The sequence below is a fragment of the Buttiauxella sp. genome, from assembly GCF_049686335.1.
Taxonomy (GTDB): Bacteria; Pseudomonadota; Gammaproteobacteria; order Enterobacterales; family Enterobacteriaceae; genus Buttiauxella.
Map to the genome: position 1 here is coordinate 200,433 of NZ_JBAVHX010000022.1, position 12,642 is coordinate 213,074.

Here is a 12,642-nt window from a genome sequence, read left to right on the forward strand (position 1 = left end):
ATGACAGAAAAATCACGCCGTTCGAGCGCCCCGACTGAGGGCAATGATGAAATCGATATTGGCCGATTGTTTGGTACGGTTCTCGAAGCCCGCTGGTGGGTTTTGGGGATCACAGCAATCTTTGCGGCACTGGCGACGGTGTATGCACTGTTTGCCACCCCCATCTATAAAGCCGATGCGCTGGTGCAAATTGAACAAAACGCCGGTAACTCGCTGGTCAATGATATTAACTCCGCACTCTCCAACAAACCGCCAGCGTCTGCTGCTGAAATGCAGTTGATTCAGTCGCGTCTGGTATTGGGGAAAACCGTCGACGATCTCAATCTCGATATCGCGGTTGAGAAAAACAGTTTCTGGCTGCTGGGCGCAGGCTGGGATCGCCTGCAAGGTCGTCAGAATGACACCGTGGTGGTCGATACCTTTTCCCTTCCAGCCGGTCAGGCCAAAAATGTCTTTACCGTGGAAGTGCTGAGCCCAACGCAGTATTTGCTGACCAGCGATAACGGATTTAGCGCCAAAGGGCAGGTCGGCCAGACGCTGAATCAGGGCGGCATCACCCTGAAAGTGAGCGCTATCAAAGCGCAGGTCGGGGATACCTTTACGGTCACCAAATACTCGACGCTTGGCATGATTAACCAGCTTCAGGGCAACCTGACGGTAGCCGAAAACGGCAAAGATACCGGCGTTCTGAGCCTGTCTTATACCGGTGAAGACCGCGACAAAATCCGCGATATTCTCGATAGCATCACCCGTAACTATCTTGAGCAGAACGTTCAGCGCAAGTCGGAAGAGGCGGCGAAAAGCCTGAAATTCCTCGCCGAACAACTGCCAGATGTGCGCTCCCGTCTTGATGCGGCTGAAAATAAACTGAATGCCTATCGCCAGCAGCAGGATTCGGTAGACCTCTCTCTTGAAGCCAAGTCCGTTCTCGACACCATGGTCAATATTGATGCGCAGCTCAATGAGCTGACCTTCAAAGAGGCTGAAATCTCCAAGCTGTACACCAAAGTTCACCCGGCGTATCGCACGCTGCTGGAAAAACGCCAGACCCTCGAAGAAGAGAAAGCTCGCCTTAACGGGCGCGTGACGGCGATGCCGAAAACTCAACAGGAAATCGTGCGGTTAACCCGTGACGTGGAATCCGGCCAGCAGGTTTATATGCAGCTGTTGAACAAACAGCAAGAGCTGAAAATCACTGAGGCCAGCACGGTCGGCGATGTGCGTATTGTCGATGCCGCTATTGCTCAGCCTGGCATGGTGAAACCGCAACGTGCGCTGATTATCCTCGGCAGCATTATTCTCGGTTTGATGTTGTCAGTGATGGGCGTGCTGTTACGTTCCTTGTTCAACCGTGGCATCGAAAGCCCGGCGGTACTTGAAGAGGCGGGAATCGGGGTTTATGCCAGTATCCCACTTTCTGAATGGCAGAAATCCCGTGATAACGCCACGGTGCGGAATGTCAAAGGGGCGCGACGTAACAAGCAAAGCCAACTGTTGGCTGTCGGCAACCCGACAGACCTGGCCATCGAAGCGATTCGTAGTCTGCGTACCAGTCTGCACTTCGCCATGATGCAGGCGTCAAACAATGTCCTGATGTTAACCGGCGTGAGCCCGTCTATCGGGAAAACCTTTGTGTGCGCCAACCTCGCGGCGGTCATCAGCCAGACCAACAAACGCGTGCTGCTTATCGACTGCGATATGCGCAAAGGCTATACCCACGAACTGCTGGGCACCACCAACACCAATGGCCTGGCGGATGTGTTATCGGGTAAGGCTGAAATCAGCCATTGTGCACAAAAAACCTCAGTGCCTAATTTTGACCTGATACCGCGTGGGATGGTGCCATCCAATCCGTCAGAACTGTTGATGAGTGAGCGCTTTGCCGAACTGGTGGCATGGGCCAGTAAAAATTATGACCTGGTACTGATTGATACCCCACCAATACTTGCGGTAACAGACGCCGCTGTGGTTGGGCGTCATGCAGGGACCACATTGATGGTGGCGCGCTACGCGGTGAATACGCTTAAAGAAGTGGAAACCAGCCTCAGCCGCTTTGAACAAAATGGCATCAACGTACGCGGCGTGATCCTCAACTCTATCTTCCGCCGTGCAGCGGGATATGAAGATTATGGTTACTACGAGTACGAATATAAATCTGACGCGAAATAATCAGACACCACCCGGCGGATGACGCTTCGCTTATCCGCCCTGGATTTCTGATGCGAAATAATTGAAGGTTACGCCCTCACCCTAACCCTCTCCCCCGGGAGAGGGGACGGTACGGTTTTCTCCTTCTCCCTCAGGGAGAAGGGTGGGATGAGGGTTGTTTCATAACAACACTTGGGGTATGCCATGAATAACCCGCTTATTTCTATTTATATGCCGACATGGAACCGTCAGCAGTTGGCGATCCGCGCCATTAAATCGGTGCTACGCCAGGATTATGAACACTGGGAAATGTTAATCGTGGACGACTGTTCTTCCTCGTATGAGCAGTTGCAGCGTTTTGTTGATGAACTGGGCGATGCGCGCGTGCGCTACGTCCGCAATGAGTTCAACTCCGGTGCGTGCTCGGTGCGTAACCAGGCCATCAGCCAGGCGACGGGGGAGTTGATTACAGGTATTGATGACGATGATGAATGGACCCCCAATCGTCTGTCGGTCTTCCTGGAACACAAACATCAACTGGTGACGCACGCCTTTTTGTATGCCAATGACTACGTTTGCGAAGGTCAGGTTTACTCCCAGCCCGCCAGTTTGCCGCTCTACCCGAAATCACCGTTTTCTTTAAAGCTGTTTTATAAGCGCAATATTATTGGCAATCAGGTATTTACCTATGCCGACCGTTTCAAAGCCTGCCTGTTTGATACCACACTGGCGGCCGCTCAGGATTACGACATTTTCCTGCGCATGGTGGTGGAGTACGGCCAACCGTGGAAAGTGGAAGAAGCCACGCAAATTCTGCATATCAATCACGGCGAAATGCAGATAACTAAATCCCCGAAAAAGTTCGCCGGTTACTTCCACTTCTATCAAAAGCACAAAGACAAATTCGACCGGGCCAGTAAGAAATACCAACTGTTTACCCTCTACCAGATCCGTAACAAGCGCATGTCGTTGCGCACGTTGTTAGCGCTGTTGAGTGTGCGCAACACCAAACGCCTGGCTGATGGATTACGGGGGAAATAACGGTGCTTGAAGATCTTCGCGCAAACTCCTGGAGCTTACGACCGTGCTGCATGGTGATGGCTTACCGCATCGCGCATTTTTGCTCGGTGTGGCGCAAAAAAAGCGTCATCAATAATCTCTGGGCGGCTCCGATTATTTTGCTGTATCGCTTTATCACCGAGTGCCTGTTTGGCTATGAAATCCAGGCAGGAGCCACTATCGGTCGGCGTTTCACCATTCATCACGGTTATGCGGTGGTGATTAATAAATTCGTGGTCGCCGGAGATGATTTCACTATCCGTCACGGCGTCACCATCGGCAATCGCAGCAAAAGCAATGATTGCCCGGTGATTGGCAACGGTGTGGATCTGGGTGCCAACGTAGTGATTATTGGTGATATCACGTTGGGTAATAACGTGGTGGTTGGTGCGGGTAGTGTGGTGCTGGACAACGTGCCGGACAATGCGCTGGTCGTCGGTGAGAAAGCGCGAGTTAAGGTAATTAAATGAATATTATGCAATTTAACGTTCGCCTCGCCGAAGGAGGCGCTGCGGGTGTGGCACTCGATCTCCACCAACGTGCCCGGGCCGCGGGTCTGCGCTCACGTTTTATCTACGGTTACGGCAAAGGCGGGAAGAAAAGCGCCAGCCACGATAAATTCGAGGGTGTTGAAAAACACACCCCGCGTCTGACGGCTATTGCCAACATTGTGTTATTTCGCTTTTTTAACCGCGACCCGTTTGGCAACCTGAATAATCTGTACCGCAAAGTGACCCGCGCTGCGGGTCCGGTGGTTCTGCATTTCCATGTCGTCCACAGCTACTGGTTGAATCTCGAAGAGATGGTGACCTTTTGCCAGCGCGTGAAGGCGCATAAAGCGGATGTGACTTTTGTCTGGACGCTGCACGATCACTGGAGCATCACCGGGCGCTGCGCGTTTCTCGATGGTTGTGATGGCTGGAAAACAGGCTGCCAAAAATGCCCGTCTTTAAATAACTATCCGCCAGTAAAACGAGACCGTGCGCATCTGCTTATCGATTCCAAGCGCCAGTTGTTCCGTGAAATGCTGGCGCTGGGTTGCCAGTTTATCTCCCCAAGCCAGCATGTGGCCGACGCCTTTAACCGCATTTACGGGGCAGGGCGCTGCAAAATCATTAATAACGGCATTGATGTAGCAACCGAGGCGATCCTCGCTGAACTGCCTCTTACCCATACGGCGAGCGAAAAACCAAAAGTGGCGGTGGTCGCCCATGACCTGCGCTATGACGGCAAAACCAATCAGCAACTGGTGCAGGCAATCATGGCGTTGGGGGATGAAATCGAATTGCACACCTTCGGTAAGTTCTCGCCCTTTAACGGCCCGAACGTCGTTAACCACGGCTACATGACGGATAAAAAAGCGCTGATGAGCCAGCTTAACCAGATGGACTCGTTAGTGTTTAGCTCGCAGGTGGATAACTATCCGCTGATTTTGTGCGAAGCATTGTCGATTGGCGTGCCGGTTGTTGCCACTCAAAGTGAAGCGGCAGATGAAGTGCTGCGAAAAGTGGGCGGCAAAACCTTTAACGATGAGCGCGTGCTTGAACTGGTGAAAATGCCTAAAGAGCAGTTGGCGCAGCAGGTGTTTGGCAAAGAGTTGCAGGCGTTCAAAAGCGCCAGCCGCCAGGCTTTCAGTGGACAACAGATGCTGGAGGAGTATGTCTCGTTCTATCAAAATCTGTAGTTATCTGCTGTTACCGTTCATCTATCTGGTGGTCAACGTCAAGTTGGCCTCATTGGGAGAAAGCTTCCCCATTACGATAGTCACCTTCTTGCCGGCAATCCTCTTTTTGTATATTGAACGCATCAGCGTCAAAAAATTGATGATTGCATTGGGCATCGGTGCGGGGCTGACAGCATTTAACTACATCTTCGGCCAATCGCTTAATGCCAGCAAATATGTCACCTCGACATTATTGTTTGTCTATATCGTGCTGATTCTGGCGATGACCTGGAGCTGCCGCTTCAAAACTATTTCACAACGCAATCACCGTAAAATTTTAAGGGTATTTTATTGCGTCGTAGGTATTGTGGTTATGTTGGCCGCGGCGGAAATGGCTCAGATTATTCTGACGGGCGGCAGTAGCCTGATTGAGAAAATTTCGAAGTTTCTTATATACAGTAATAGCTATGTTCTGAACTTTATTAGCTTCGGTGGTAAGCGAACAACAGCGCTCTATTTTGAGCCGGCATTTTTTGCTCTGGCATTAATCTCAATTTGGCTCAGCATCAAACAGTTCGGTATCAAAACACCAAAAGTTGATGGTATGATTCTGTTAGGGATAGTTCTTTCAGGATCATTTTCAGGGGTAATGACTTTTATCCTGTTTTATCTTCTGGAATGGGCATTTCAGTACCTTAATAAAAATGCCATCAAGAAGAAGTTGCCACTGGCGATTATCTCTCTTTCCGTATTTTTAGTAGGGTTAGTATTCGCGTTTCCTTATATCGCTACACGTCTGGGTGATTTGGGAACCGAAGGCTCGTCGTCGTATTACCGTATTATTGGTCCGCTCGCGATGGTTGGATATTCATTAAGCAATATCGACGGGGTAGTGCGTTTCGGATCTTTATATGAATATGTCGCATCATTCGGAATCTTTAACGGTGCGGATGTCGGTAAAACAGTAGACAATGGTTTGTATCTCCTGATTATTTATTTTTCCTGGTTTGCTGTAATACTGACAATTTGGTATATGTCGAAAGTCATTAAAATGATGCGCACGGCGTTTGGTAATAATGAAAATTACCGTGTGCAACTCTGGCTGTTTATGCCGATGTCACTGTTTTTTACCGGCTCGATTTTTAGCCCTGAATATGCGTTCTTAATTGTGTGTCCCTTTATTTTACGCAAGGCACTCAATATTACGAACACCTGAGGTCCATTATGTTATTAAGTGTCATCACCGTTGCTTATAAAAATCTCGCCGGAATAGAAAAAACCTGGCAGTCGCTGGCTCATCTTGCGAAGGCTTCAGGTATCACATTTGAGTGGATTGTGGTGGATGGCGCTTCAAACGACGGTACGGCAGAATTTCTGCAAAATCTCAATGGACAGTACAACTTACGTTATGTCAGCGAACCAGATAACGGCATCTATGATGCGATGAACAAAGGAATTGATATGGCCCAGGGCCGTTATGCCTTGTTCCTCAATTCAGGTGATATCTTCCATCCGGAGATAGCAGACGTCGCCCATCAGCTTGCTGCCATGCCCTTGAGCGATAATGCGATGGTGATTGGCGATGCATTATTAGACTTCGGTGACGGGACAAAAATCGCGCGTCGTGCCAAGCAGGGTTGGTATATTTATCACAGCTTACCTGCCAGCCATCAGGCGATTTTTTTTCCGGTAACCGGGTTACGCAAATACCCGTACGACCTGCAATATAAAGTTTCATCAGATTATGCTTTGACCGCGAAAATGTATAAAAGTGGTTACGCTTTTAAACGTGTCAAGGGCTTCGTCTCTGAATTTTCAATGGGCGGCGTATCAACGTCGAATAATATTGAATTGTGCCATGATGCAAAAAATGTGCAGCGTAAAATATTAGGCGTTCCTGGCTTTATTGCAGAGTTATCTTATAAGTTGCGTTTGCGTACCACCGGTAAAGCAAAGGCCATGTACAACAAGGCGTAGTTTCGTAAAGGACAGGTTTCGTAGGTCGGATAAGCGCAGCATCATCCGACAATAAAACGAAGGGAATATCATGCAGGAATTAAATGGCTTCTCGGTGCCGAAAGGTTTTCGCGGGGGCAATCCTATTAAAGTTCAACTGTGGTGGGCAGTTCAGGCAACATTATTTGCCTGGTCACCACAAATATTTTATCGCTGGCGTGCATTCTTATTACGTTTATTTGGCGCACGAATTGGTAAAGGTGTGGTGATTCGTCCCTCAGTCAAAATTACCTATCCATGGAAATTAACGTTAGGTGATTATGCCTGGGTTGGAGATGACGCGGTGTTGTATACGCTGGGCGATATTACGATTGGTGCCAATTCTGTGGTGTCACAAAAGTGTTATTTATGTACCGGTAGCCACGATTATATGAGCAAGCATTTTGATATTACCGCCACCCCGATCGTTATTGGCGAAAAATGCTGGCTGGCAACCGATGTATTTGTCTCTCCCGGCGTCACTATTGGAAATGGCACCGTCGTCGGTGCACGTAGCAGCGTTTATAAATCATTACCGGCTAATGCCGTATGCCGGGGTAACCCAGCAATAAAAATACGAGATCGAGCTTTGTAGACATGTAGGTCGGATAAGCCTGCGTCATCCGACATTGCGGTGGATGACACTTCGTTTATCCACCCTACGGACTGACAAATCAGAACCTGGTTTTTAAAGAGGAAAATCTATTATGACTAAAGTAGCTCTCATCACGGGTGTTACCGGACAAGACGGCTCTTATCTGGCGGAACTGCTGCTGGAAAAAGGTTACGAAGTTCATGGCATCAAACGTCGTGCATCTTCATTCAATACCGAACGTGTTGATCATATTTACCAGGATCCTCATTCAGGTAATCCAAAATTCCATCTGCACTACGGTGATCTGACGGACAGCTCCAACCTGACCCGTATTCTTTCCGAAGTGCAGCCGGATGAAGTGTATAACCTGGGGGCAATGAGCCACGTAGCGGTTTCTTTTGAGTCACCGGAATACACCGCCGATGTTGATGCGATGGGCACTTTACGTCTGCTGGAAGCGATTCGTTTCTTAGGTCTTGAGAAGAAAACCCGTTTCTATCAGGCATCCACTTCTGAGCTGTATGGCCTGGTGCAGGAAACTCCGCAGAAAGAGACCACACCTTTCTATCCGCGCTCCCCGTATGCGGTCGCCAAACTTTATGCCTACTGGATAACCGTAAACTATCGCGAATCCTACGGCATGTATGCGTGTAACGGTATTCTGTTCAACCACGAATCCCCACGTCGTGGCGAAACCTTCGTGACCCGCAAAATTACCCGCGCTATCGCCAACATCGCACAGGGCCTGGAAAAATGCCTGTATCTGGGGAACATGGATTCCCTGCGTGACTGGGGCCATGCCAAAGACTACGTGAAAATGCAGTGGATGATGCTGCAACAAGAAACCCCGGAAGACTTCGTGATTGCCACCGGTGTGCAGTACTCCGTACGCCAGTTCGTGGAAATGGCGGCCGCTCAACTCGGTATCAAACTGCGCTTTGAAGGCACCGGTGTTGAAGAGAAAGGCATTGTTGTTTCCGTGACCGGCCACGATGCACCGGGTGTGAAGCCAGGCGATGTGATTGTTTCTGTCGACCCGCGTTACTTCCGTCCTGCTGAAGTGGAAACCCTGCTGGGCGACCCAACCAAAGCGCACGAAAAACTGGGCTGGAAACCAGAAATCACACTGCAAGAAATGGTCGGCGAAATGGTTGCTAAAGACCTCGAAGCGGCGAAAAAACACTCGTTGCTTAAGTCACACGGCTACGAGGTTGCCATCGCGCTGGAGTCCTGAGCATGAATAAACACCGTATCTTTGTTGCTGGCCATCGTGGGATGGTCGGCTCTGCCATAGTCCGCCAGCTTGAGCAACGTGCAGACGTTGAACTGGTGCTGCGTGGACGTGATGAACTGAATCTGCTGGATGGTGCCGCGGTTAACGCGTTCTTCGCCGAAGAGCGTATCGATCAGGTTTATCTGGCAGCGGCGAAAGTGGGCGGTATTGTGGCGAACAATACTTATCCTGCTGACTTCATCTACGAAAACATGATGATTGAGGCCAACATTATTCACAGTGCCCATACGCACAACGTGAATAAGCTGCTGTTCCTCGGTTCATCGTGCATTTATCCGAAGATGGCCAATCAGCCAATGGCGGAAAGCGAGTTGCTGCAGGGCACACTCGAAGCGACCAATGAGCCGTATGCGATTGCCAAAATCGCGGGCATTAAACTGTGCGAGTCATACAACCGCCAGTTTGGTCGCGATTATCGTTCGGTAATGCCAACCAATTTGTATGGCCCGCACGATAACTTCCACCCGAGCAATTCCCACGTCATCCCGGCGTTGCTGCGTCGTTTCCATGAAGCGACTCAGCAGAATACGCCTGATGTGGTGGTGTGGGGCAGCGGTACGCCAATGCGCGAATTCCTGCACGTTGATGATATGGCGGCAGCCAGCATCCACATTATGGAACTGGCGAGCGAAGTGTGGCAGGAAAACACCCAGCCAATGCTTTCGCATATCAACGTCGGTACCGGTGTCGATTGCACCATCCGCGAGCTGGCGCAAACCATCGCGAAAGTGACGGGTTATCGCGGTCGCGTGGTGTTCGATGCCACCAAACCTGATGGTACGCCACGCAAATTGCTGGATGTGACGCGGCTGCGCCGCCTGGGCTGGTATCCGGAAATCACCCTGGAGCCGGGTCTTGCGAGTACCTACCAGTGGTTCCTCGAAAACCAGCAACGGTTCCGGGGGTAGGCATGTTCCTGAGTGCTGAAGACTTCGCAACGGTCGTGCGTTCCACGCCGCTTATCTCCATCGACCTGATTGTTGAAAATCAGGACGGCGAGTTTCTGTTGGGGCAACGCACTCAGCGCCCGGCGCAGAACTACTGGTTCGTGCCGGGTGGCCGGGTACAGAAAGATGAAACGCTGGAGCACGCATTTGCGCGCTTAACCGAAGTGGAATTAGGTCAAGCGTTCACCCTCGCAGACGGTGAGTTTTACGGTGTGTGGCAGCATTTCTATGACGACAACTTCTCCGGGACGGATTTCTCCACCCACTACGTGGTTCTGGGGTTCCGTCTGCGAGTAGAGGCAAGTGTGCTGCAACTGCCTGATGCGCAGCACAGTGCTTATCGCTGGTTAACGCCAGCGGAATTGCTCGAACGTGATGATGTGCATGACAACAGCCGGGCTTACTTTCTTGCGGGCAACGCAGAAGCAGGCTGAAGGATAATGTGCAAATGAAGATTCTTGTATACGGCATTAACTACTCACCGGAGCTGACAGGCATCGGTAAATATACCGGTGAGATGGTTGAATGGATGACGCGCCAGGGTCATGAGGTGCGGGTCATTACCGCACCACCTTACTATCCGGTCTGGGAAGTGCATCCAGATTACTCCGCCTGGAAGTACAAAAAAGAAGTGGGTGCAGCCACCGTCTGGCGCTGCCCGCTGTATGTACCAAAACAGCCTTCAACGTTAAAGCGCCTGATCCATCTGGGCAGCTTTGCGCTGAGCTCATTCTTCCCGCTGCTGGCGCAACGTCGCTGGAAGCCGGATCGCATTATTGGCGTAGTGCCAACGCTGTTTTGCGTACCAGGCATGCGCCTGCTCGCAAAACTGAGTGGCGCGCGCACCTTGCTGCATATCCAGGATTACGAAGTCGACGCGATGCTCGGCCTGGGCATGGCGGGCAAAAAGCAGGGCAAAGTCGCCCGACTGGCGACCCGCTTTGAACAAAGCGGGCTGCACAACGTTGACAATGTTTCGACCATTTCGCGTTCGATGATGAACAAAGCGATGGAAAAGGGCGTCGATCCGCAAAAAGTGATCTTCTTTCCTAACTGGTCGGAAGTTGAACGTTTTCGCGGTATCTCCCATGAAGATGTACAAGCGGTGCGCACCCGTTTACAGCTGCCTGAAGATAAAAAAATCATTCTTTACTCCGGCAATATCGGAGAAAAGCAGGGGCTGGAAACCGTCATTGAAGTGGCGCAGCGTATGGAGAATCAACCGTATTTATTTGTGATTGTCGGGCAGGGCGGCGGAAAAGCGCGTTTGCAAAAACAGGCGCAGGAGAAGGGATTGCACAACGTGGTGTTCCATCCGTTGCAGCCTTACGACGCGTTGCCAGCATTACTGCATCTCGCGGATTGCCATTTGGTTATCCAGCGCCGGGGCGCGGCGGATGCGGTTCTGCCATCCAAACTGACCAATATTCTTGCCGTGGGCGGTAATGCGGTGATTACCGCAGAACGTGATACCGAACTCGGCCAACTTTGCGATGCCTGGTCCGGAATTGCCGTGTGTGTCGAGCCGGAATCGGTAGACGCGTTAGCCGATGGCATCGAGCGCTGCCTGCAATTGCCGGAACACAATACGGTGGCATGTGAATATGCCGAGCGTACGCTGGAGAAAGACAGCGTGCTGAACCAGTTCATCTTAGATATTCGGGGTTAATTATGGCTCAACCACAACTCTATCCGGTCATTATGGCGGGTGGTAACGGTAGCCGCTTGTGGCCGTTGTCCCGCGTGCTTTACCCGAAACAGTTCCTGTGCCTGAAAGGGGAACTGACGATGTTGCAAACCACCATTAGCCGTTTGAACGGCGTGGAGTGCGAAAGCCCGGTGGTGATTTGCAACGAAGAACATCGTTTTATTGTGGCGGAGCAGCTACGTGAGCTAAACAAGCTGACGGAAAATATCGTTCTCGAGCCTGCCGGACGTAACACTGCACCGGCTATCGCGCTGGCAGCGCTTGCGGCCGTGCGTAATCAGCCGGAACAAGATCCACTGATGTTGATCCTCGCGGCTGACCATGTGATTCAGAACGAAGAGGCATTTCGTGAAGCGGTACGTAACGCGCTGCCGTATGCCAACGCAGGGAAACTGGTGACCTTTGGTATCGTTCCTGACCTGCCAGAAACCGGTTATGGCTATATTCGTCGTGGCGAAATTGCTAATTCCAACACGCCTGATGTTGATGCCGTTGCATTTGGCGTCGCACAGTTCGTGGAAAAACCAGATTTAACTACCGCGCAGGCTTATGTTGCCAGCGGTGAGTATTACTGGAACAGCGGCATGTTCCTGTTCCGCGCTGGCCGTTACCTCGAAGAGCTGAAAAAATTCCGTCCGGATATTCTCAGCGCCTGCGAAAAAGCGATGGCGAACATCGACCCGGATCTGGATTTTGTCCGTGTGGACGAAGCGGCATTCCTCGCCTGTCCTGACGAATCTATTGATTACGCGGTAATGGAAAAAACTGCGGATGCGGTTGTGGTGCCTATGGATGCAGGCTGGAGCGATGTCGGTTCATGGTCATCGTTGTGGGATATCAGCGCCAAGAATCAGCAAGGTAATGTGCACCATGGCGACGTTATTAGTCACGATTCCGAAAACAGCTATATCTATGCGGAATCGGGTCTGGTCACCACCGTTGGCGTGAAAGATTTGATCGTTGTCCAGACCAAAGATGCGGTACTGATTGCCGACCGCGACCACGTGCAAAGCGTGAAAAAGGTGGTTGAGCAGATCAAATTTGATGGCCGCCATGAACACCACAATCACCGCGAAGTGTATCGCCCGTGGGGCAAATACGACTCCATCGATGAAGGCGAACGCTACCAGGTGAAACGCATTACCGTGAAACCGGGCGAAGGTCTTTCACTGCAGATGCACCACCACCGCGCCGAGCACTGGATTGTGGTGGCGGGGACCGCGAAAGTCACGC

Annotated in this window: 12 protein-coding genes; all 12 read left to right on the forward strand. The window is 51.1% G+C overall.

Annotated features, from left to right (window positions below):
- Entirely contained in the window at positions 1–2,169 is a 2,169-nt protein-coding gene (gene wzc, locus WBL83_RS15490; RefSeq protein WP_424589986.1) for a tyrosine-protein kinase Wzc, read from the forward strand.
- Positions 2,170–2,352: 183 nt separating this feature from the next.
- On the forward strand, positions 2,353–3,189 hold the full coding sequence (gene wcaA, locus WBL83_RS15495) for a colanic acid biosynthesis glycosyltransferase WcaA (protein ID WP_424589987.1): 837 nt from the start codon (positions 2,353–2,355) through the stop codon (positions 3,187–3,189).
- Positions 3,190–3,191: 2 nt separating this feature from the next.
- On the forward strand, positions 3,192–3,677 hold the full coding sequence (gene wcaB / locus WBL83_RS15500; RefSeq protein WP_424589988.1) for a colanic acid biosynthesis acetyltransferase WcaB: 486 nt from the start codon (positions 3,192–3,194) through the stop codon (positions 3,675–3,677).
- Positions 3,674–4,891, forward strand: coding sequence for a glycosyltransferase (locus WBL83_RS15505; protein WP_424589989.1), 1,218 nt, complete (start codon positions 3,674–3,676; stop codon positions 4,889–4,891). The genes wcaB and WBL83_RS15505 overlap by 4 nt, the downstream gene beginning before the upstream one ends.
- The gene (gene wcaD, locus WBL83_RS15510) at positions 4,866–6,086 is read left to right on the forward strand and encodes a colanic acid polymerase WcaD (RefSeq protein WP_424589990.1); all 1,221 of its coding nucleotides are present in this window, start codon (positions 4,866–4,868) and stop codon (positions 6,084–6,086) included. Before WBL83_RS15505 ends, wcaD begins: the two co-directional genes overlap by 26 nt.
- Before the next feature lie 8 nt (positions 6,087–6,094).
- Positions 6,095–6,847, forward strand: coding sequence for a colanic acid biosynthesis glycosyltransferase WcaE (wcaE, locus tag WBL83_RS15515; RefSeq protein WP_424589991.1), 753 nt, complete (start codon positions 6,095–6,097; stop codon positions 6,845–6,847).
- A 70-nt stretch (positions 6,848–6,917) separates the two neighbouring features.
- Positions 6,918–7,460, forward strand: coding sequence for a colanic acid biosynthesis acetyltransferase WcaF (gene wcaF, locus WBL83_RS15520; RefSeq protein ID WP_424589992.1), 543 nt, complete (start codon positions 6,918–6,920; stop codon positions 7,458–7,460).
- A gap of 112 nt (positions 7,461–7,572) precedes the next feature.
- The gene (gene gmd / locus WBL83_RS15525; RefSeq protein WP_424589993.1) at positions 7,573–8,694 is read left to right on the forward strand and encodes a GDP-mannose 4,6-dehydratase; all 1,122 of its coding nucleotides are present in this window, start codon (positions 7,573–7,575) and stop codon (positions 8,692–8,694) included.
- Positions 8,695–8,696: 2 nt separating this feature from the next.
- On the forward strand, positions 8,697–9,662 hold the full coding sequence (gene fcl / locus WBL83_RS15530; RefSeq protein ID WP_424589994.1) for a GDP-L-fucose synthase: 966 nt from the start codon (positions 8,697–8,699) through the stop codon (positions 9,660–9,662).
- Positions 9,663–9,664: 2 nt separating this feature from the next.
- Positions 9,665–10,135: a GDP-mannose mannosyl hydrolase gene (locus WBL83_RS15535; protein WP_424589995.1), complete on the forward strand. Its 471-nt coding sequence runs from the start codon at positions 9,665–9,667 to the stop codon at positions 10,133–10,135.
- A gap of 14 nt (positions 10,136–10,149) precedes the next feature.
- A complete protein-coding gene (wcaI, locus tag WBL83_RS15540; RefSeq protein ID WP_424589996.1) occupies positions 10,150–11,370 on the forward strand; it encodes a colanic acid biosynthesis fucosyltransferase WcaI in 1,221 nt (406 codons plus the stop codon).
- 2 nt (positions 11,371–11,372) lie between these two features.
- Positions 11,373–12,642: mannose-1-phosphate guanyltransferase (gene cpsB, locus WBL83_RS15545; RefSeq protein WP_424589997.1), on the forward strand; the 1,270-nt coding region annotated here is incomplete at its 3' end.